Annotated in this window: 19 protein-coding genes, 2 pseudogenes and 1 riboswitch; of the genes and pseudogenes, 16 read left to right on the forward strand and 5 right to left on the reverse strand. The window is 31.6% G+C overall.

The genetic code is table 11. The features are described 5' to 3' along the window. Window positions 1-233 precede the first annotated feature (233 nt). From AC3WVA_RS13035 to AC3WVA_RS13045, 3 genes are all read left to right on the forward strand, one after another. The gene (locus tag AC3WVA_RS13035) at window positions 234-1,517 is read left to right on the forward strand and encodes an MFS transporter (RefSeq protein WP_098880907.1); all 1,284 of its coding nucleotides are present in this window, start codon (window positions 234-236) and stop codon (window positions 1,515-1,517) included. After that, entirely contained in the window at window positions 1,507-2,139 is a 633-nt protein-coding gene (locus AC3WVA_RS13040) for a Vat family streptogramin A O-acetyltransferase (RefSeq protein ID WP_098520642.1), read from the forward strand. Before AC3WVA_RS13035 ends, AC3WVA_RS13040 begins: the two co-directional genes overlap by 11 nt. A 70-nt stretch (window positions 2,140-2,209) precedes the next feature. Then, window positions 2,210-2,365, forward strand: a complete 156-nt coding sequence (locus AC3WVA_RS13045) for a DUF1540 domain-containing protein (protein ID WP_000046091.1) — start codon at window positions 2,210-2,212, stop codon at window positions 2,363-2,365. Between the two features lie 101 nt (window positions 2,366-2,466). Here AC3WVA_RS13045 and AC3WVA_RS13050 read toward each other — a convergent pair whose 3' ends face one another. Both AC3WVA_RS13050 and AC3WVA_RS13055 read right to left on the reverse strand, forming a co-directional pair. After that, a complete protein-coding gene (locus AC3WVA_RS13050; protein WP_098880906.1) occupies window positions 2,467-2,871 on the reverse strand; it encodes a PadR family transcriptional regulator in 405 nt (134 codons plus the stop codon). Window positions 2,872-3,089: 218 nt separating this feature from the next. Then, a pseudogene (locus AC3WVA_RS13055) lies at window positions 3,090-3,610 on the reverse strand (DinB family protein). A 256-nt stretch (window positions 3,611-3,866) separates the two neighbouring features. Here AC3WVA_RS13055 and AC3WVA_RS13060 point away from each other — a divergent pair. From AC3WVA_RS13060 to AC3WVA_RS13090, 7 genes and pseudogenes are all read left to right on the forward strand, one after another. After that, window positions 3,867-4,169 (forward strand): hypothetical protein, encoded by a 303-nt coding sequence (locus tag AC3WVA_RS13060; RefSeq protein ID WP_000717620.1) that lies wholly within the window; start codon window positions 3,867-3,869, stop codon window positions 4,167-4,169. Window positions 4,170-4,262: 93 nt separating this feature from the next. Beyond that, window positions 4,263-5,129 (forward strand): annotated as a pseudogene (locus AC3WVA_RS13065) (cytochrome P450); the annotation flags it as partial. A gap of 112 nt (window positions 5,130-5,241) precedes the next feature. Beyond that, window positions 5,242-5,820 (forward strand): cysteine dioxygenase family protein, encoded by a 579-nt coding sequence (locus tag AC3WVA_RS13070; protein WP_098880905.1) that lies wholly within the window; start codon window positions 5,242-5,244, stop codon window positions 5,818-5,820. Window positions 5,821-5,997: 177 nt separating this feature from the next. Then, window positions 5,998-6,849, forward strand: coding sequence for a Cof-type HAD-IIB family hydrolase (locus tag AC3WVA_RS13075; RefSeq protein ID WP_048529785.1), 852 nt, complete (start codon window positions 5,998-6,000; stop codon window positions 6,847-6,849). A gap of 451 nt (window positions 6,850-7,300) precedes the next feature. Next, window positions 7,301-9,088 (forward strand): ATP-binding protein, encoded by a 1,788-nt coding sequence (locus tag AC3WVA_RS13080; RefSeq protein WP_429604027.1) that lies wholly within the window; start codon window positions 7,301-7,303, stop codon window positions 9,086-9,088. A gap of 213 nt (window positions 9,089-9,301) precedes the next feature. Next, window positions 9,302-11,428, forward strand: a complete 2,127-nt coding sequence (locus tag AC3WVA_RS13085; protein ID WP_098880904.1) for a peptidoglycan D,D-transpeptidase FtsI family protein — start codon at window positions 9,302-9,304, stop codon at window positions 11,426-11,428. Window positions 11,429-11,764: 336 nt separating this feature from the next. Then, window positions 11,765-12,943 (forward strand): macrolide family glycosyltransferase, encoded by a 1,179-nt coding sequence (locus AC3WVA_RS13090; protein ID WP_098880903.1) that lies wholly within the window; start codon window positions 11,765-11,767, stop codon window positions 12,941-12,943. Window positions 12,944-12,992: 49 nt separating this feature from the next. Here the strand turns inward: AC3WVA_RS13090 and AC3WVA_RS13095 are convergent, their stop codons facing one another. After that, window positions 12,993-13,673: an aspartate/glutamate racemase family protein gene (locus tag AC3WVA_RS13095; protein ID WP_098344448.1), complete on the reverse strand. Its 681-nt coding sequence runs from the start codon at window positions 13,671-13,673 to the stop codon at window positions 12,993-12,995. Between the two features lie 153 nt (window positions 13,674-13,826). After that, window positions 13,827-13,942, forward strand: a riboswitch (SAM riboswitch). Between the two features lie 139 nt (window positions 13,943-14,081). Here AC3WVA_RS13095 and AC3WVA_RS13100 point away from each other — a divergent pair. The 4 genes from AC3WVA_RS13100 (at window position 14,082) to AC3WVA_RS13115 (ending at window position 17,376) form a co-directional block, all read left to right on the forward strand. Further along, window positions 14,082-14,630 (forward strand): ECF-type riboflavin transporter substrate-binding protein, encoded by a 549-nt coding sequence (locus tag AC3WVA_RS13100; RefSeq protein WP_048529774.1) that lies wholly within the window; start codon window positions 14,082-14,084, stop codon window positions 14,628-14,630. A 10-nt stretch (window positions 14,631-14,640) separates the two neighbouring features. Continuing rightward, entirely contained in the window at window positions 14,641-16,341 is a 1,701-nt protein-coding gene (locus AC3WVA_RS13105; RefSeq protein ID WP_098880902.1) for an ABC transporter ATP-binding protein, read from the forward strand. After that, on the forward strand, window positions 16,334-17,134 hold the full coding sequence (locus AC3WVA_RS13110) for an energy-coupling factor transporter transmembrane component T family protein (RefSeq protein WP_492321986.1): 801 nt from the start codon (window positions 16,334-16,336) through the stop codon (window positions 17,132-17,134). Before AC3WVA_RS13105 ends, AC3WVA_RS13110 begins: the two co-directional genes overlap by 8 nt. A 134-nt stretch (window positions 17,135-17,268) precedes the next feature. Further along, complete coding sequence (locus AC3WVA_RS13115; RefSeq protein WP_000120182.1) at window positions 17,269-17,376, forward strand: YjcZ family sporulation protein; 108 nt, start codon at window positions 17,269-17,271, stop codon at window positions 17,374-17,376. A gap of 92 nt (window positions 17,377-17,468) precedes the next feature. Here the strand turns inward: AC3WVA_RS13115 and AC3WVA_RS13120 are convergent, their stop codons facing one another. Next, entirely contained in the window at window positions 17,469-18,737 is a 1,269-nt protein-coding gene (locus AC3WVA_RS13120) for a LytS/YhcK type 5TM receptor domain-containing protein (RefSeq protein WP_098520649.1), read from the reverse strand. Between the two features lie 86 nt (window positions 18,738-18,823). Further along, complete coding sequence (locus tag AC3WVA_RS13125) at window positions 18,824-19,705, reverse strand: protein kinase family protein (RefSeq protein WP_098520650.1); 882 nt, start codon at window positions 19,703-19,705, stop codon at window positions 18,824-18,826. A gap of 127 nt (window positions 19,706-19,832) precedes the next feature. Between AC3WVA_RS13125 and AC3WVA_RS13130 the strand changes: the two genes are divergently transcribed. Beyond that, complete coding sequence (locus tag AC3WVA_RS13130; protein WP_098520651.1) at window positions 19,833-20,336, forward strand: GrpB family protein; 504 nt, start codon at window positions 19,833-19,835, stop codon at window positions 20,334-20,336. A gap of 147 nt (window positions 20,337-20,483) precedes the next feature. After that, complete coding sequence (locus AC3WVA_RS13135) at window positions 20,484-21,473, forward strand: zinc-binding dehydrogenase (protein ID WP_098880900.1); 990 nt, start codon at window positions 20,484-20,486, stop codon at window positions 21,471-21,473. Window positions 21,474-21,607 lie beyond the last annotated feature (134 nt).

The following is a 21,607-nucleotide window of genomic DNA, read 5'->3' on the forward strand; positions in this document are numbered from 1 at the left end:
GCTTTACATAGAGTATGTATGTGTTATTTAAATTCGAAACGGAAGGGTGAAAACATCCCAATGATCAACTAATTCTATTTGTAAGAGATCTTCGTTAAAAAACGAAATATTCTTCTGAATAGGATTAGTCTGTACATTTATAGAAAAGGGATGTATTTCGCTCTGCGAATATATAGTCTTTTTATATGATTTGTGCTGCCTCCTGTTCAGAACATGAAATAGGGGGCTTTTTTATGTCGACAAATGTAGAAACGAAACAAAATACTGGGGTATCACAAGTATTGAAAAATCGGTTTGTGCAAGGAATTCTAGCATCAGCATTATTTTTACAAGTAGGGATATGGGTTCGAAACTTTGCGGTATTATTATATGTAATGGAAATGACAAAAGGTGATGCTTTTGCTATTTCGATGATCTCAGTTGCGGAGTTTGCTCCAATTTTCATCTTTTCTTTTATTGGCGGAACGTTTGCTGATAGGTGGAAGCCGAAGAAGACAATGATATGGTGTGAAACGTTAAGTTCTATTTCAGTATTCGCTGTATTAATTACACTTATGTTTGGTACGTGGAAAATTGTGTTTTTTGTCACGCTTATTTCTGCAATCCTTTCACAGTTTTCTCAGCCATCTGGCATGAAATTGTTTAAACAGCATTTATCGGCGGAACAGATCCAATTAGCCATGTCTATATATCAAACAATATTTGCGATTTTTATGGTATTAGGGCCGATTCTTGGAACATTTATTTTTCATAGTTTTGGAATTTATATCTCAATTATCATAACAGGTATCGCTTTTTTACTGGCAGCTGCTGTGTTGTTATTTCTTCCGAAAGATCTTGAGAATGATAATGAGAAGAAAGAAATCACGCTATTACAGGAGATGCTTGACGGTATTAAATATGTGAAAAAGAAAAAAGCATTAACTTTGCTAGGGCTTTGTTTTATGGCAGCAGGACTAGGTATAGGATTGATTCAGCCATTAGGTATATTTATCGTAACTGAGCAGTTAGGGTTATCAAAAGAGAGTTTACAATGGTTACTAACAGTAAATGGCGCGGGTATGATTGTTGGCGGAGCTTTAGCGATGGTATTTGCGAAAAACGTAGCTCCACAAAAGATGTTAATTATCGGTATGCTTGGTCAGGCAATCGGTATTGGTATTATAGGTTATTCCACAAATTTATGGGTAACACTGACAGCACAACTTTTTAGTGGATTAGCTCTTCCTTGTATCCAAATAGGTATTAATACGCTCATTATTCAAAATAGTGATACTGATTTTATTGGTCGTGTAAATGGCATTTTAAGTCCACTATTCACCGGTTCAATGGTAGTAACGATGAGTATTGCTGGCTCATTAAAGGAGATGTTTTCATTAAGTATGATGTATGAAGGAACCGCTTTACTTTTTATAATTGGATTATTATTTATTTTACCTATATACAATTTAAAGCCAGTAATAGCGGTAGAGAGTGAAATAAATGGTAAAGGAAGTGCTGTACAACATGAATCCTAATCCAAATGTTAAATATCCTATTGAAGGAAATCAAAATGTCCATTTTATAAAAAATACAATAACGAAAGCTAATATACTCGTTGGAGACTATTCATATTATGATGCGAAAGATGGAGAAACTTTTGAAGATCGAGTATTACATCATTATGAATTTCTTGGAGATCATCTTATTATTGGAAATTTTTGTTGTATTGCAAGTGGAGTTACCTTTATTATGAACGGAGCGAATCATCGGATGGATGGATTTTCGGCATATCCATTTAATATATTTGGGAATGGGTGGGAGAAGTATACACCTAATTTGTCTGATTTACCTTACAAAGGGGATACAGTTATAGGAAATGACGTATGGATTGGTATGGATACAACGATTATGCCTGGAATAAAAATAGGGGATGGTGCAATCATTGCAGCTAAATCTGTTGTGACTAGAGACGTCGCACCATATACAATTGTTGGCGGAAACCCTGCAAATAAAATAAAGGAACGATTTACAAATACAATAATAGAAGAATTATTGCAAATTCAATGGTGGCATCTTGACATTAAAATAATAACTGAAAATATAGATGCAATTGTACAAGGAGACATTGAACTATTAAGAAAGTTAAAAAGGGAATAAAAAATGCATGGCAAAGAGTATCATACCTCCGAATTTTGTTAATGATAATAGAACAAGGAGGTGTGATACTATGGCACAAGACGTTTTATGTGAAGTAAACAACTGTAAATTTTGGGCTAACGGCAATAAATGTAGTGCAGATGCAATTTATGTAGTAAGTCATAAAGGGAAACAAGCATCTACTACAGAAGAAACAGATTGCAAAACTTTCGATCCAGAAGTATAAATTTTGAAGGGTAGCCAAATCGTGGTTGCCCTTTTATTAATTATAGTATTGATAATAAATCTCATTTTCATTCATTGTTTTTAACTTTTCTTTTTATTTTTTCATATTTTCTTCATAAGTGATGTAATCCAGAGCAATTCATGTTCAATACGTGATGTACTAAATTCAATGACTTCTGTAATAAAAAATGAGCTAATATGTAAAGATTGAATAGCAGTAAGCTGTTTATGTAGTGCGGCTTGGCGTATTGTTAAAATTTCTTTTCTAGCTTCGTAATCAAGTTTTTCAAATAGTGCGATACGCACAAGGAATTCAGCGTTATTTGTCGCAATCTTTTCGGGAAACTCTCTTAACATTTCATAAAAAATTTCTTCTCCTGTTTCAGTTATGTCGTACATATTTCGATTCGGCTTTCCGACTTGTTTATGTATTTGTTTAATTATAGCCCCCATATTTTCGAAGCGCCGAAGAGCGGGATACAGTGTATTATGGGGTTCAGCCGAGATACGTGTAAAAACGGGTTATAATATGTAATATATTTCCATTATTGGTTTTTTAGTTAAAAATATCTACCTCATGATTAACAAAAAGCTGATTACCTATGCGCTATAAATGAACTGCCCCCAATTGTTAAACAAAACCTAGCAATTGGGGGCAGTTCATAGTTATCATTTGACTCTTCTAGTGAATTTCTCAAGTAAAGCACCCTTTGGTTGAATAAGATTTATTTATTCATTCCCATCAATCGCTTAATTGTTCTTATTTTTCCACGATGATTAATTTCGTCTTCCATAACGTGAAACCACAAGTAGTAATTATTATAAGGCACACCATTATCCCACTTGTTTTCCTCGAATAACCAGCTATCTTGTTTTGATTTCAGATATGTTAGTGTATTTTCTCTAACTTGTGATAATTCATTCAAATAATAATCTAAAGATTGCTTTTTTATTCCTTCCCTTGCTTTGTCTCCAAGTGCTAAAGAAATTCGCCACTTTAGATATTCACTTTCAGTTAAATCTCTTTTTTCAAACGAGATAACTTGATGAACAAACTCCATCGCTGCAATATGTGATAAGAGAGAACCAATAGTGTTTGAACTACCGTTTGGAAGAAATCTAAATCACTTTGGTTTAAATTGGAGATTTCGCTCAATGTAACATCTCTTGTATGTTCAAGCATTGTTACAAGCTCTCCAATCTTATTTGAATAGTTTTCTCTTGAAATTATTCTATAATCTATCATATATATCCCTCCAATTCATGCTAAGCATAAGTTTTCCAATAAAATAAAAAAACAAAGTCTGAAAATTCATGTAAAATAATGATATAATTTAATTGAATATAAAGAAAAAGGAAACCTGTTTTTATCAGTGTTACCTTATCCAAGACTAAATTTTACCCATACATCATTTTTTTGATGTAGCTCTTGAAGATAAAAACTATTTAATTTTCAAGGAACAGTTATTAACTTAAAACTTATTATACGAGGAGGGTGTATCATGAAAAAAATATGCTTTGTATTAATTGTCGACGCTGGTATAAATTATGGTTCAATATTTTCTCTACCATTTTTAAGGAATCAGGATGATTTGAAGGGGTATTTTTCTAAGTATTATGATGTTTCAATTAATTATATTAGGGATAAAAACTCAGTTGACTATTTGGTAGTTCCCAAACCGTGTCCACCTTTTGATAATGAAAATAATCTTCCAATAATTGAAGTACCAGCAATCTTATTTATGGAAAAGGATTTTGAAAAAATAAAGACTTATATAGACAATTATTTTTCTAATAACTCATAAAGAAAATAAAAGTACAGTAAAAAGAAGTCCGATAAAAAACGAGTGGCGTAGAATATTTCTATTAATCATTCGTTTTTTATTATATTTACATATCAGTCTATCGCAAATGAACTTGTACAACATATCGGGAAATATAGTGAGGTTAATATCGTTGAAGAGTTTGCTGCACCTTTACCTGTTACCGTCATATCCGATTTATTAGGAGTGCCAACAACGGACCGTAAAAAAATTAAAGCATGGTCTAATATTTTATTTATGCCGTATAGTAAAGAAAAGTTTAATGATCTGGATGTGGAAAAGGGTATAGCACTAAATGAATTTAAAGCATATCTTCTACCGATTGTTCAAGGAAAGAGATACCATTTAACCGATGATATTATTTCGGATTTAATACGAGCTGAATATGAAGGCGAAAGATTAACAGATGAAGAATTTGTAACTTTTTCTTTAGGTTTATTAGCGGCAGGTAATGAAACAACTACTAATTTAATTATTAATAGCTTTTATTGCTTTTTAGTGGATTCACCTGGAACATATAAAGAATTAAGAGAAGAACCTAAATTAATTTCAAAGGCAATTGAGGAAGTATTGCGCTATCGCTTTCCTGTTACGTTAGCTAGGAGGATTACAGAGGATACAAATATATTTGGACCTTTTATGAAAAAGAATCAAATGATTGTTGCGTAGGTAAGTACAGCAAATTTAGATGAGAAAAAGTTTTCGCAAGCCTCTAAATTTAATATACACCGAATAGGAAATGAAAAGCATTTAACATTTGGTAAAGGTGCTCACTTTTGCTTAGGGGCACCACTTGCACGTTTAGAAGCTGAGATTGCATTAAGAACTTTCATAAATGCCTTTGAAAAAATAGAGTTATCTCCATCGTTCAATTTAGAAAAATGTCTATTGGAAAATGAACAAACGTTAAATTACTTACCTATTCTTTTGAAAACTAGGTAAATCGCTCAGCAAGGTACAAATTTACTGTACCTTGTTTTTTATTTCTCAATTGTAAATTTTTGGTTGGTTATTTAGTATGGAGGTGTGTGAAAAAGAATGGAGGAGGACGCTTATGTTAACGTGTAATGGAAGTAAAACGTTTCAAACGTTCATTAAAGGTGTAACGGATTTAATGGATAGTAATTTATTAGAAAATCAAATTGTTTGTGCGATTGAAAAATTACTAGAAGAACTTTTAGAAAAGAAAACATGGCTTCCGTTAGAAAAACAGAAGGCGAATTCGGCTCAATACGCACGACACTTGTTATATGAAGATCCCTTTAATCGTTTTGAAGTATTAGCTCTTGTATGGAAAGATGGACAATCTACACCTTTACATGATCATGATGGTACATGGGGAGTAGAAGGTGTTTTTAGAGGAAGGATAATGGTGCAAAACTTTATACAAACTAAACAGCTTGAAAATGCACTTGTTTATTTAACACATACAGGAAATCTTTATTTGGGAGAAGGAGAAACAGATAAAGTCATTCCACCAGCTGATTGTCATATTCTTGAAATAGCCGAAAATGAAAGCGTTGTCACTATTCATGTTTACGGAAAACGTTTAGAAAAGTTTAAAATATATGTCCCAACTGAAGAAAAGAATGTGTACATGTGTGAGACGAAATATATTAGTTATAGTTCATAGATTAAAATCAAAAGCTTTTCTTTAAAAAGAAAAGCTTTTGATTTTATTTTTAATTATTTCTTGACCTGAAACGCTTTTCATAAATTATAAATAAGGAGTACTTCACGAAATCAGTATGAAAACGATACCTTTCGTTTAATATAAATTCGTGTATATATAGAAAGTGGTGAAGAAATAATGAAATTAATTGCAATTGATTTAGATGGAACTCTTCTTTCGGGAAATAAAATGATTAGTAAAGAGAATGCAGAAGCGATTCGAAAATGTCAGGAAGCAGGCCACGTTGTAGCAATTTGTACAGGACGTTCTATCGTCGACATTGAACGATTATTGTTAGAAGTTAATTTAGAGTGTCCAATTATTGCAGAAAACGGTGCGCTTATATATAAAGATAAAAAAATGATGAAACGATATCCAATTCAAAATATGCAAGCACTTGAGATTGTGAACTATCTTGAAGAGAATGGTTTATATTATCAGCTTTATACTGATAAAGGTGTGTACGTACCGGATTATGGAGTGGAGAGTGTACGTAATGAAATCGAGTACGTGAAAAATTCAAATGAAAATATCGACTTGAAAGAATTAGAAACGATTGCTGCATTATATCTTGAACATACAGCATTTCTTAGTGCAGAAAGTTGTAAACCAATTGTAGAAACAGATATACATGTGCATAAGCTTTTGCCATTTTCTTATGACATAGAAAAACTAAAAAAGTTAAAAGAAACGTTTCTGCATAATACGGATTTAGCAATTACATCTTCATATTGGCATAATTTAGAGATTAATCACCGAGATGCTCAAAAAGGAAATGGATTATATACTTTAGCAGAACATCTAAATATTCCAGTTGAAAATACTGTAGCGATAGGTGATGGGCTAAACGATGTATCTATGATGGAAAAAGCAAACATATCAATTGCAATGGGGAACGCAGTCGAGGAAATAAAAGCAATGTGTAAATATGAAACTTTATCAAATGAAGAACACGGCGTTGCACATGCTTTATATAAATATGTAATGTAATATAAAAAGAAAAAAAGAATCTAAATAGATTCTTTTTTTCTTTTTATTAGGGGTAAGGTATTCTATGAGCTTCATAGAAGCCTTATTACTTTTTATTATATAGAATATATTGGAATAAATGTTTATATTTTTCATAATAATTGTGAATATTTTATGAACTTTATATTTTGTGTATTTTTACACTTCTCCAAATGATGTGTATAACGGTACTTTAATAATGAAATGTATACATGAGGGCACGTGTTAGGTTGCTTATCAAATTAGATGATGAACAAAACACATACTGATTAAAGATTCGTTTTATACGTATATATTTTTCTTTTTTAATTGAAAAATAAAATTTGTTCGAATAATTATTCTGCAGCTATATACCTAAAGGCACATTCTTCGTATAATGGAGAAGTATAAAATTTGAATTTGTATTAATTTTACATATTGAGGTGAAAAAAGAATGAATGCGCGGCTAATGGAACTTATTGATGTGAGTACAATAGAAACCATGGCAGAACAATTTTATCAATTAACCAACATATCACATCAACTTCTTGATGCTGAAAAAGAATGTATATTTTCTTTCGGAATAAATGAGACGAAAATATGTAAACTTCCCAAAATTGAAATCCCCATTTTTTTATACAATCAACATTTAGGATCATTTGTAGTATGGTCAAACAAAAGTGAAATTTTCAATTGTCAAAAATATTTCGAAATGCTTTCAAATCTAATTATAGATGGGGCAACAAAAGTATTTCAAAGTAAAAATACAACATTGCTCTCTCGAAAAGAAGAGGAATTACATACAATTTTACAAAATATGCCCGTTATGGTTGATGCGCTTGATTATAATGGAGATTTTGTTCTGTGGAATCGTGAGTGTGAAATTGTAACGGGTTATACCGCTGAAGAAATAATAGGGAATCCACATGCACTTCAATTATTGTACCCAGATCATAATTATCGTCACCAAATACAAACGAAATTTTTAACTTGCGGAAAAAATTTCAGAGATTGGGAAATGCACTTAACATGTAAAAACGGTGAAACCAAAACAATCATGTGGTCTAATATTTCAGAACAGTTTCCTGTAACAGGATATAGCTACTGGGCTGTTGGTGTAGATATTACACATTTAAAAGCGATAGAAGAGCAGTTAAAACAACAAACGTCTGAATTGGAATTAATTTTTAAGGCTTTACCGGATTTATGTTTCTTAACAGAAGATGATGGCACAATTATAGACTATAAAGCAGGCTCCCCTACAAAATTTTACGTACCGGCAGAAGCTTTTATGGGAAAAAAGTTTTTCGAAGTATTACCATCGCCAGTGGCGCAGCAGTTTCATGAAGCAATTCATCAAGTGAAGGAAAAAGCAACGAATGTAATTGTTGAATATCCACTTATAATTAATGGTAGTATTGGTTTCTTTGAAGCTAGGTGTTTACCTTTATTACATGATAAAATTATGATCATTGTACGTGATATTACAGAGCGAAAAAAAACAGAAGAATTGCTAAATAAATCAGATACACTTGCAGCAATCGGTCAATTAGCAGCTGGTGTTGCTCATGAAGTGAGGAACCCATTAACAGTTATTAAAGGATTTATACAGTTATTCCAAATTAATAAAGAAGATCAAGAAAAATATTTTGATTTAATGCTTTCTGAAATTGAAAGAATAGAAGCGATTCTTCAAGAGTTTTTATCAATTGCTAAAACAGATGAAATAAATACAGAACAAAAAAATATTTATCAAATTTATAAAAATGTCGTTTCGTTAATGAATACAAAAGCAATTATGACGAATATTCAAGTGGAATTATATGCAGACACAAAAGATATAAGTATTGAGTGCTCAGAAAATCAATTGAAACAAGTGTTTATTAATATTTTGCAAAATTCAATCGAGGCTATGCCGGATGGCGGGAAAATTACAATTCATATTAAAGAGATAAACGATGAAGGTGTCATTATTCATATAATTGATGAAGGAATAGGGATACCTGAAGAAAGAATTAAGAGATTAGGTGAGCCTTTTTATAGTACGAAAGAAAAAGGTACTGGTATCGGATTAATGTTAAGTTATAAAATCATTGAAAGTCATCAAGGGAATATAAGTATTATGAGTGAAGTTGGAGTCGGGACAACAGTAACGATTTACTTGCCGAAAGCTCAGAGTGAAAAATCTCTATCAAATTATGATGATAGATTTGAATCAATGCGGCCCATTATTAATTCCTAAATACCCAATAACCAAAAGCTTAGTTTTTGGTTATTGGGTATTTTTACATTTAATTTAGTAAACTTTACCTTTTCTTTAGATTTGTTTTAATTTCTATTAAGTTTTAAATATTATATTAATATTTGTGCAAGGTAATGTATGGAAGTTGTACGTTACTTTTAATATAGAAAACAAATATTATTTGAAATTTTGTAAGGAGGAGATTTAGACGAAGTGAAAAAACTAGAGAAAACAACAGGTAGAGCAATACCGACGCGGTTAAATATTTTATTCTTTTGTGTATTTTTATTATTTTCTGCCATGATCATACAATTAGGTAAAGTACAAATTATCGATGGAGAAACGTATAAAAATGAAGTAGAGAAGAAAGAAAATGCGACCGTAAGTCTTTCTGTCCCACGCGGAAAAATATTTGATAGAGAAGGCAATCCAGTAGTTGATAATAAATCTTTACGTACAATTACATATACAAAGATGAAAGGTGTAAAATCTGAAGAAATATTAAAAACTGCAAGACAACTTGCAGACATAATTGAAATGCCGCAAGAAGATATAGATAAGCTAACTGAGACGGATAAAAAAGATTTTTGGATGCAATTAAATCCGAAACTTACCGAAAAGTTAGTATCTAAAAAAGAAATAAATCAGTTCAGAGATAAAGATATTACCGGAAAAAATTTAGATAAAAAAATAGAAGAGTTAAAAAGGAAGCGTGTAACAGATAAAAATCTTCAGGAATTAACAGATAAAGATATAAAAGTGTTAGCTATTAAAAGTAAGATGACTTCTGGTTATCAAATGGCTCCTCAAATTATTAAAAAAGATGTTAGTGAAAAGGAATTTACTATAATTAGTGAAGGTTTAGCGAATCTCCCAGGTGTAGACGTATCGGTTGATTGGGAGAGAGTATATGTCAATGATGGATTATTCCGATCTGTTCTTGGAAATGTTTCTAATTCCGATGAAGGATTACCGAGTGAACGATTAGATTACTACTTGGTACGTGATTATAGCCGAAATGATAGGGTTGGAAAAAGTTATATCGAGCAGCAATATGAAGATGTACTTCATGGTACAAAAAAAGAAGTAAGAAGCGTTGCAGATAAACAAGGTAATACAATTAGAACGGAAACTGTTTCCGAGGGGAAAAGCGGTAAGAATTTGACTTTAACAATAGATATGGAATTACAGAAGAAAGTAGAAGAAAGTATTGAAAAAATATTAAAGGCATATAAAGGGTCAGAATCCATGTTGGACCGTGCTTTTGTTGTGATGATGAATCCGAAAAACGGACAAGTATTATCCATGGCTGGGAAAAGACTTGTAGAAAAAGACGGAAAAACAGAAGTTGAAGACTATGCATTAGGCACAATGACTAGTTCTTATGAGCTTGGATCAACAGTGAAAGGTGCGACAGTTTTAACCGGATTTGAAACGAAAGCTATAACACCAGGTACTTATTTTTATGATGCACCAATGAAATTTAAAGGAACTAAGGAAAAAAAGTCTTGGAAAGAGTTTGGAAATATTGATGATTTAAGAGCGTTACAAGTCTCTTCAAACGTTTATATGTTTCATACAGCATTAAAAATTGCAGGTGTGGATTATGTGAAAAATAGTTCATTAAACATTAAACAGGAGTACTTTGATAAAATGAGGTATTATTTCAGACAATTTGGATTAGGTGTTCCAACGGGTATCGATTTACCGAATGAAACAGCTGGACAAATTGGTAAAAAAGATAATCAACCTGGTTTCTTATTAGACTACTCAATTGGCCAGTATGATACGTATACACCACTTCAGCTTGTACAATATATTTCAACAATTGCAAACGGTGGATATCGAATGAAGCCACAAATCGTTCAAGAGGTAAGAGAGCAAACGTCGCAAAAAGATGAGATTGGTAAAGTGGTGCATGCAGTAGAACCAATCGTTTTAAATAAAATAGATATGAAAGAGGAATATATAAATCAAGTAAAAGAAGGATTTAGAAGGGTATTCCAGGAAGGGGATGGAACAGGAGTAAGGGCGTTCCAAAAAGCATCTTATAAACCAGCAGGTAAAACAGGGACAGCACAGACAGTTTACGGTGGAGAAAGTGATATTGGAAGAAATGAAAAGGGTGAGAGAAGAGAATGTTATAATTTAACTTTAGCAGGATATGCGCCATATGATAATCCTGAAGTAGCATTCTCTGTAGTTGTGCCGTGGGTTATTAATGATAAATCCGGTATTAACTCTGATATTGGAAAAGAAGTTTTAGATGCTTATTTTGATTTGAAAAATAAGAGATTGACTGGAGAAACTATAAAAGTAGATAGCTCTCAAGAAGGTTAAAACATATGAAATAGTATAGAAACTAGATTCGTTTAATTTAGGAATAGATTCAAAATGGGTGATAGAAAGGTAAAATCATTCTATCAATTATTCACGTTTTATAAAATAAATCATATATTGATAGCATAGGACAAGCTGAAAAGCTTATTCTAACCTCACAGAACACTCCTTATCACGGTTAGGCATCTACTTATGTAGATGCCTTTTTTAATTTAATCACTAAGCATTATTTATCAACCTAAAGTAGCAAACATATTAGGACTATTAGGTGAAGATTGACGGTAATAATTACAGTATGCTTAATAAGTGAATTGAAATGTAAGGAGTGAGAAATAAGTGCTAAATATTTTAGTGGTTAATTTTCCAGCAGAGGGACATGTAAATCCTACATTAAGTTTAGTCAAAGCTTATACTGAACGGGGTGATCACGTACATTATATTACGACAGAACAATTTAAAGGCAGAATTGAAGATTTGGGAGCTACTGTATATACACATCCAGATTTATTAAAGAAGATTTCTATTGATTCTGAAACTCCAGATGGGCTGAATTCTTTCTTTCGTGTACATGTTCAAACTTCTTTATATATATTAGAAATTACGAAACAATTATGTGAAAACATACATTTTGATTTCGTAATTTATGATATATTTGGCGCTGGAGAGTTAGTAAAGGAATATTTACAAATTCCAGGCATAGTTTCTTCTCCTATATTTTTAATTCCTCCAAAATTTTTGGAGACATTACCTTTTCATCCAAATGCAGAAATACCATTCCAACCCGATGAAATTTCCGAACAGTTACTATATCAAATGGAACATGAATTTGGAGTAAAGCCTAAAAATAATCTTCAATTTATGCATAACAAGGGAGATATTACTCTTGTGTACACAAGTCGTTATTTTCAACCTAATAGCGATTTGTTTGGAAGAAATAACATTTTTATTGGGCCGAGTATTTCAAAGCGTAAAACAAATGTAGAGTTTCCACTTGAATTGCTTAAAGGTAAGAAGGTTATATATATTTCAATGGGGACACTGCTTGAAGGACTTGAACCATTCTTTAATACGTGCATTGATGCTTTCTCAGGTTTTGATGGAATAGTTGTAATGGCAATTGGTGATAGAAATGATCGTTCTAAAATTCAGAAAGCGCCAGACAATTTTATAATCGCTTCATACGTACCCCAATCAGAAATATTAAGTGAAACAGATGTTTTTATTACACATGGTGGCATGAATAGTGTACACGATGCAATTCATTATAATGTCCCATTTGTCATAATACCTCATGATAAAGATCAGCCTATGATAGCACAACGATTAACTGAGCTGGAAGCAGCCCATCGGTTATTGAAAGAGAATGTAAATGTGCGAACGTTAAAAGAAGCAGTATCCGATGTTCTTTCAAATGAAAAGTATAAGCATGGAATACGAAAACTGAATGATAGTTTTTTAGAATGTGGTGGTTCAAAAGAAGCAATTGCAGTGATAAAATCTCTTTTAAATAAATAGTGTAGACCATATAAAAGCATAGAGGTTCTACCTTTATGCTTTTATAATATTATCCTGCAAACTGCACAGCAGTATTCGCATGTAAAAAAGCGGTATCAAAAACAGGTACAGTAAGATCGTTTTGGGAAATGAGCAATGGTATTTCAGTGCAGCCTAGCAGTATACCTTCTGCGCCATTTTGAATTAAAGATTTTGTAATTTGTAATAGCTTTTCTTTTGATGATTCTGAAGTAATTCCTTTACTTAATTCATTTAAAATAACATGATGGATAAAATTTCTTTCCTCTTCATTTGGAATGATTGTCTCAATGTTATAGTTCGCTAGACGTGATTTGTAGAAGTCTTGTTCCATCGTTTGCTTAGTACCTAATAGTCCGATACGCTTTATATTTTGTTCTACCATTTCTTTAGCACTTACATCACCAATGTGAAGAAGTGGAATGGATATTGCATTTTCTACTTCTTCAGCAAATAAATGGACTGTATTGGAGCACATTAATAAACATTCAGCCCCGGATTTTTCAACCTTTTTTGCAACTGTAACTAATTCATTTTTCACTTCTTCATATTGATGATTTTGTAATAAAGTAGTTACCTCACCAAAGTCCATACTATATAAAACAAGCTTTGCATTTTGATCATATTGAGAGAGTGTAAGTGTATTGATATGTTTATAATATAATGATGTAGATTCCCAACTTAGTCCACCAATTAAACCAATTACTTTCATCGTACATTCCTCCCGTAACTATGTTGAATTTATTATTTCATAATTCCGATAAGAATACAATGATTTAAATGCACTGTTAAATAAAAAATTAAAATAATTAGAAAAGTATTGAAATTTATTTATCTTAATGCCATAATACGAATTACAAATTAATACTTATCCAGAGAGGTGGAGGGAACGGCCCTATGAAACCTCAGCAACCCCTATGTAATTTTGTAGGAAGGTGCTAATTCCGCAGAGGACACGATGTGTTTTTTGGAAGATAAGAGGATTCTTGAACGTGAAAGAAAGTGACCTCTTATGTAAGAGGTCATTTTTTGTTGTATAGAAAGGGAGTGTCGATGCATAATTCATTTTCAAAATAAATATAGAGTAATAAAAGTTGACTAATATGAGAGGGGAATTGTAATGAACAAATTATCAACAAAGTTAGTAGTAGCAATCGGAATTGGAGCAGCATTATACGGCATATTAGGACTTTGGGGCTTTTCTATTGCACCAAATACATTTATTAAACCTGCATTAGCTATTTTAACCGTTTTTGGAGCGTTATTCGGTCCAGTGGCAGGACTGTTAATAGGACTTATCGGTCATACCGTAACAGATACAATCGCTGGATGGGGTATTTGGTGGGGATGGGTTATTAGTTCAGGCATTATCGGTTTTGCAATGGGGCTCATTCAAAAAAGAATTGGCTTTAGTGTGAAAAACGGGACGTATAATAAAGGCGATATTTCTTATTTAGCTATTACTGGGTTACTTGGTATCGTCATTGCTATTATATTTGCTGGGGCATTCGATATCATTGTCATGGGAGAACCGTTTGACAAAATTGTAATACAAGTATTAGGAGCAACAATTGCAGATGTCATTGTATTTTTAGTTCTTGGATTACCAATTACGATAGGTCTAGCTAAATCTAATAAAAAACATACACATTTAAAAATTGAAAAGTAGGGATGTTAACATGCAATCAATTATTTCTTTTGAACAATTTAGTTTTCAATATAAGCATGCGGCGCAGCCTACTGTAAAAGACATTACGTTTCATATATATCCTGGTGAAAAAGTATTAATTGCTGGACGAAGTGGTTCAGGAAAATCAACGTTAGCTCATTGTATCAATGGGCTAATCCCATTTTCTTATGAAGGAATGAGTGCTGGTAATATATTAATTGCGGGAAAAGATCCGAGGAAAGGGAGTATCTTTGAACAAAGTAAACAGGTAGGAACAATTTTACAAGATCAAGACGCTCAATTTATTGGTCTTACAGTAGAAGAAGATGTAGCTTTTTCTTTAGAAAATGAATGTGTAAATCAAAACGATATGAAACAGATTGTTTCGGAATCATTAAAAAAGGTAAAGATGCATTCTTTTCATAAACAAAGTCCGCATGAATTATCTGGAGGGCAAAAACAAACTGTTTCTTTAGCAGGTCTGTTAACGACAAATGCTGATATATTATTATTCGATGAACCGTTAGCAAATTTAGATCCAGCTAGTAGCTTACATACGATAGATCTTATTAAAGATATACATAAACAATATAACAAAACAATTGTTATTATTGAACATCGAATAGAAGAAATATTAAATCTAGATTTAGATAAAATTATTTTAATGGATGAAGGGGAAATTGTTGAGATAGGAACACCAGAAGAGATTTTGGCCTCAAATATATTACCATCTATTGGTTTAAGGGAACCTATGTATATGGAAGTATTAAAGAGATTACAGTTTGATAGTAATAATGAGGTAATATACCCACTTGAAAATCTTCAAAGAGAAAGTGTTCGTAGCGCAATAAATGAGTGGATGGAGAAGCAAGTCTTTTATAAAAACACTCCTAAAAACAAAGAAATATTGAGAGTAGAAAATTTGTCGTTCTCCTATTCTAATAAACAAAAAGTATTAGATAATGTAAATTTCTCCATAAAAGAAGGGGAAATTGTTGCACTTTTGGGTCATAATGGTGCCGGAAAATCAACATTAGCTCATAGTCTTATAGGTATTAACAAAACAAATAATGATAGGATTTTATTTAATGGAATAAATATTAATACTTGGTCTATTCGTAAACGTGGAGAGATTATATCATATGTCATGCAAAATCCAAATCATATGATTACACAACCTACTGTTATAGAAGAAGTTTCATTTTTATTAAAATTAAAAAAGTTTTCGAAGGAAGAAATTAAGCATAGAGCGGAGGAAACGTTAAAAATTTGTGGCTTGTATCCATTTCGAAATTGGCCAATCCAGGCATTAAGTTACGGACAAAAGAAGAGAGTAACGATTGCATCTGCACTAACGACAAATCCGAAACTTATCATATTAGATGAGCCGACGGCGGGACAAGATTATTATCATTATAAACAGTTTATGACGTTTATAAGAAAAATAGCTGCAAAGGGAATATCTTTTATTTTTATTACACACGATATGAATCTTGCATTAGAATATGCAGACAGAGTGATAGTTCTACATGAAGGGGAAATTATTGCGAATAATACCGCGTCTACTGTATTAGGACATACAAAAACGTTACAAAGAGCTAACTTAAGGGAGAGTTCTTTATTCAAACTCGTTAAATTAAGTGGTATTGCAAAACCTGAAAGATTTATAGAACTTTATTTTGATGTTATGAGGAGGGAGGAAGGTGTATAATACATATTTTCATCGTATGGATGGAGCAGTGAAATTGTTGTTATTTATTTTTTGCATGACGCTTACTTTTTTATTTTTTGATTTTCGCGTATTGCTCTTTGTATTTATAATTGGATGTATCGGACTTCTAATTGCTAAAATTCCATTTCGTAAAATCATTATTGTTTTTACTGTTATATTTACATTTAGTTTGTTAAATTCTGTCATGATCTTATTTATTACACCAACACATGGATCTGAATTAATCGAATCATATACTTCATTTTTACATATTGGATATGCAACAATAACTTATGAAACATTATTTTACGCAGCTACACTTTCATTAAAATATTTTACGTTATTACCATTTACACTTATTTTTATTTATACGACTGAACCAAGCGAATTTGTGAGTAGTTTAAGTAAATTTCGAATTCATTATAAGATTATATATGCGATAAATATTGCATTACGTTACATACCTGATATTCAGTCCGAATATCAAATTATAAAACATGCGCAAGAGGTAAGAGGAGTAGCGTTTGAAAAAGGAGAAGCAAGTTTATGGATTCGTATGAAAAACCGTGTCTTAATTTTCTGGCCTTTAATTATTCATTCTCTAGATAGAATCGATACAGTTTCAAATGCAATGGATTTAAGAGGATTTGGAAAGAAGGATACGCGTACGTGGTTTTATACAAATAAAGCGAAAAGCGGGGATTTCATTGCTTTATTTGTAGGTGTTTTTATTTTTATAGTTGCAGTGTATGCAAAATTACATGTATTTCAAAACTTCTGGTATCCATTTTAAAGCACTCTCAATGAGTGCTTTTACTTATTTTTATATAGACATGCTCAAAAAAGGGATATTCTCATAATGTATAATACGAACCAGTTAAAATGATCAACTACCTATTAGTTTTCAAACCAAAAGGAGGAGAAAATATGAGTTACGGTGGTTCTTGTGGTTTTGGTGGAGGTTTCGCTTTATTAGTTGTGTTATTCATTTTATTAATTATTGTTGGATGCAGCTGTTGGGGCGGAGGGTACTAATTTCTAATTAGTCTCCACAAATGTAAACTTACAAAACATAGAAGATACTTATGTATCGAAACAAATAAAAAAGGAGCAACTATGCTCCTTTTTTATTTGTTCTTAGATGAGTTCATATTACATTTCGGTAATGTAATTGTCAAAGTTGTACCTTTATTAATAACGCTTCGGATTTTTAAATTACCTTGCATCGTTTCAATAATTTTAACAGCAACCATTGTACCTAATCCTGTACCTTTTGTTTTTGTACTAAAATACGGTTCACCAAATCGATTTATTTGCTCTTGTGACATACCAATTCCGCTATCTTCAATTCGTATAATAACTTTATTATTACTAATAGATGAGGAGATATTTAAAGTACCGCCATTAGGCATTGCTTCAATACCATTTTTTATTAAGTTTAAAAAGCATTGTTGAAAGTGCTGTTTATTACCAACAATTGTTGCCGTTGAGAAATCTTTTGTAATATGTATTGTGTTCATGTTACATAAAGGTAAGATCATATTAATAACTCGATTTAACTCTTGTTCTACTGAAATATGATCTAACTTTTCTGAAGCAGGTTTGGCAAACGTTAAATAATCATCAATAATTCCTTGGGCACGATGTAACTCTTCAAGAATATGTTCAATATACTCGTCTCTTGATTGTGGAGTTAAATTTGGTGTTTTTAAAAGTTGAGTAAATCCTTTTACGACAGTTAAAGGATTTCTTACCTCATGCGATATACTAGCAGCGAGTTGGCTAACAATCTCCATTTTTTCCATTTTGATTAACTTCGATCGCATACATACTGCATCTTTTAAAACTTCATTAAAATAAATTACAAATAACATTAAAGTAGTTGGTAATATTATGAAATAAATAATGTATAAATTATTTACTTCAAAATCTGACAAGGTTAATACAATTACAGTTGTAAATATTGCTAGAAAAAATGTTAAAAACATTCCATAAGCTACTTTAACTTTTCTATTATACTTATTAAATTTTGCGGATGCGAACGCTGTAATGATAAACATTGTGCCATAAACTAATATTGTTAACATACTAAATCCATAAAACGAAAACCTTGTAATTAATAAGATGGCAAGCAATATTATACCAACAGGGAAGCCACCATAAAGCGTACCTATAATAACCGGTATTTGTCTTAAATCATGAATACAATTTTCATCCATATAGATCGGATAGCGCATACATAAAATAAGAGGGATACTCGTACAAAGTATAATAAGTAGTTTTTTATATTTTTTTAAATGGCGCCCGCTATCATATATAAAATAAAAAATAAATATACTACTTAAAATGTAAAGAAGATTATTTAATACGTTTTGATTAATATAAACAAAGTTCATAATATTTGCCTCGTTATTTTGAATTTCCATTTCAAATATATTATACATGATTATAGTAGAAACTTTTTGCTTTTAATAATATAAGTTTATATCTTTTCAGCATTAGCCACGTTTAGCCACTCTTCATAAAATGCTTCAACCGATACATATCGTTCAATTCGGTTTTCATTTACAGCACGATACGCTATTTCATATAAATCTTTACTTGCTTCCCATTTCGTAAAGGAGCGATCTTTTCCACCGCCCAAGAGAGCAAAAGCCATTGCCCCCATATTAAATACATTTGTTCTTGCATCAATCATTGCATGTAGCTCGAATTCTTCAGGAGACATAAAACGAGAGGAACCCCATAATCGTCCCATTTTATTCACATATGGTTTTTTAGAATATAAATCAATATCACAAATCTTCGTCTCATTTGTATGAAAATTATATAAAATACTACCGTCATAAAAATCTAATGCTACATAGTTTTTCTTTTCAACAAATGTATGGAAAGAAAAAATGGAATGTAATGATTGAATTCGTTCCATAACTGATAAATGCCTAAATTTATAAAATGGAGAGCTTGAGTTAGTATATTTTTCAGGAGGCGGGAAACTCCAATGTGAATGAAGACATTCACCATCAAACCAATCGAAAATTAGTACATATCCAGAGTGAATTGGATAGTGTTCAATTAGTTCTATAAGCGAGTCATGTTTTAATTCCTCGTATAGGGAAGCTGAATTTTTTAATCTTTCAATAGCGTCTTTTATTTTCCCTTTATATGCAATTGTTTGTGCCCCTGCATATTTAATGAATTTCTTACGCCCATCTTTTTCTACACCGAAAGATAGATTACCTGAATCTTGCTGGTCAAAAACCGCAAATACGTTTCCTAATTTCAATAGCCAATCAAAATTATGATGTTCTTTTAAATGGAATGTAACTTGATTTAACTGAATTTTAACTGGAATATCTTTCATAGTATACCTCGCATTTATTATAATTAAGTTGTATACCTCAGTATTCGACATATTTTGTGAAAATCCTATGTTAATCACATGAAATTTTATAAATATAATAATAAATAATTTTAAGAGGGTGGATAAAGTGGAACAACAAATCGTCATTAAACCATATAAAAAAGGCTGGCATGAAGAGTATGTAATAGAAAAAGAGAAATTTATTTCTTTATTCGGTGGAGACTGTGTTGCTATTGAACATATAGGAAGTACATCCGTAGAAGGATTAGGCGCGAAACCGCTAATAGATATGATGGTTGGTGTAACGGATTTGCAAATTACAGAAAAGTGGATTGAAGCGCTAATAAAAATTGGGTATGAGTATGTTCCGAAAGAAACCCCTAATTGGCGTTTTTTTAGAAAGGGAAAATGGAGAGCTGGTACTCACCATTTACATGTTTATATTTATAATAGTGAGGAGTGGAAGAATAACATTTTGTTTCGTGATTTTCTTATAAAACATAAATGGGCACAGAAAGAATATAGAGAATTAAAAGAGAGACTTGCAGCTACATATCCTTTTGATCGTGCTTCATATACAAGTGCCAAAGCACCGTTTATTCAAAAAATATTAGAATTGGCTAAAACTTAAAAACACCCTGCCTTTCCTACGTTATTTATAGGGAAGGATTTTTTCTTTTGTCACAACGATATACATTATTTCTAATTATTGGAGGCAGATTCTTTTATTTATTTTAATATATCTAGTACATTGAAAATATTAAGGAGGAATGAAGAAATGAAAGCTATTGTACATCAATATAAAAAAGGGGTAGAAGGATTATCATATAGATTGTCATCTGAAATAAATCCTAATGCTGGTGAAGTAAAAGTTCAGTTAAAAGCTGCCGGATTAAATCATAGGGATTTATTTATTATAAACAATAGAAAAGAAATGGATCTGCCTTTAGTAATAGGCTCAGATGGTTCAGGTATTGTTACAGAAATCGGAGAAGGCGTTTCAAATCATTTATTAAATAATGAGGTTATTATAAATCCTAGCATTGGATGGGATAATATTGCCGAAGTACCAGAGTTACCAGAGGTGTTAGGTGGACCGAAAGATGGAACGTTTGCTGAATATGTCATTGTGCCAGCTGAAAATGTAGTGGTAAAACCGTCATATCTTACTTGGGAAGAGTCTGGCGTATTATCTTTATCGGCATTAACTGCATATAGAGCGCTTTTTACAAAGGGTAGATTGAAATGTGGAGAACATGTTTTAATTCCAGGAATAGGTGGCGGTGTAGCGACATTTGCCATGTTATTTGCGAAAGCAATTGGCGCAAAAGTCAGTGTTACTTCAAGAGTTGAGAATAAAAGAAAGTTTGCCGAAACATATGGCGCAGACTTTTCTTTTAATAGTTCTGGAAATTGGGAAGAGAATTTATGCGGAGAGAAAGTAGATTTAATAATTGATAGTATAGGATCAGCAACATTCTTAAAATACTTTGATGTATTAAAACCAAATGGTAGAATTGTTAATTTTGGTGCAAGCTCAGGAGATAAAATTGAATTACCTTTACGAGCATTATTTTATAATCAAATCGATATTATGGGGACATCTATGGGTAGCAGTGAGGAATTTAATGAAATGATTAAGTTTATAGAGAAATATAAGATTAAACCAATTATGGATAAAGTTTATTCGTTAGAAGAGGCTATTCAAGCATTAAAACGTATGGAACAGGGAGAACAGTTCGGTAATATCGCTTTACGTATGGAATAAAAATATGATTTAATAACCTATCTTTTTATATAGATATGTTATGTAATATATACACTTATAGTTCGTGAATCATTGGATTTAAAAGATTTTTTAACATTATACAACTTTAATTCATGTAAATAGTTACATAATTG

It is taken from the genome of Bacillus sp. EB106-04-02-XG92 (assembly GCF_058791995.1).

Coding starts and splice junctions, on each gene's coding strand:
- AC3WVA_RS13035 (WP_098880907.1), top strand. CDS start 234: ATGTCGACAAATGTAGAAACGAAACAAAATACTGGGGTATCACAAGTA.
- AC3WVA_RS13040 (WP_098520642.1), top strand. CDS start 1,507: ATGAATCCTAATCCAAATGTTAAATATCCTATTGAAGGAAATCAAAAT.
- AC3WVA_RS13045 (WP_000046091.1), top strand. CDS start 2,210: ATGGCACAAGACGTTTTATGTGAAGTAAACAACTGTAAATTTTGGGCT.
- AC3WVA_RS13060 (WP_000717620.1), top strand. CDS start 3,867: ATGAAAAAAATATGCTTTGTATTAATTGTCGACGCTGGTATAAATTAT.
- AC3WVA_RS13070 (WP_098880905.1), top strand. CDS start 5,242: ATGTTAACGTGTAATGGAAGTAAAACGTTTCAAACGTTCATTAAAGGT.
- AC3WVA_RS13075 (WP_048529785.1), top strand. CDS start 5,998: ATGAAATTAATTGCAATTGATTTAGATGGAACTCTTCTTTCGGGAAAT.
- AC3WVA_RS13080 (WP_429604027.1), top strand. CDS start 7,301: ATGAATGCGCGGCTAATGGAACTTATTGATGTGAGTACAATAGAAACC.
- AC3WVA_RS13095 (WP_098344448.1), bottom strand. CDS start 13,673: ATGAAAGTAATTGGTTTAATTGGTGGACTAAGTTGGGAATCTACATCA.
- AC3WVA_RS13100 (WP_048529774.1), top strand. CDS start 14,082: ATGAACAAATTATCAACAAAGTTAGTAGTAGCAATCGGAATTGGAGCA.
- AC3WVA_RS13105 (WP_098880902.1), top strand. CDS start 14,641: ATGCAATCAATTATTTCTTTTGAACAATTTAGTTTTCAATATAAGCAT.
- AC3WVA_RS13115 (WP_000120182.1), top strand. CDS start 17,269: ATGAGTTACGGTGGTTCTTGTGGTTTTGGTGGAGGTTTCGCTTTATTA.
- AC3WVA_RS13120 (WP_098520649.1), bottom strand. CDS start 18,737: ATGAACTTTGTTTATATTAATCAAAACGTATTAAATAATCTTCTTTAC.
- AC3WVA_RS13125 (WP_098520650.1), bottom strand. CDS start 19,705: ATGAAAGATATTCCAGTTAAAATTCAGTTAAATCAAGTTACATTCCAT.
- AC3WVA_RS13135 (WP_098880900.1), top strand. CDS start 20,484: ATGAAAGCTATTGTACATCAATATAAAAAAGGGGTAGAAGGATTATCA.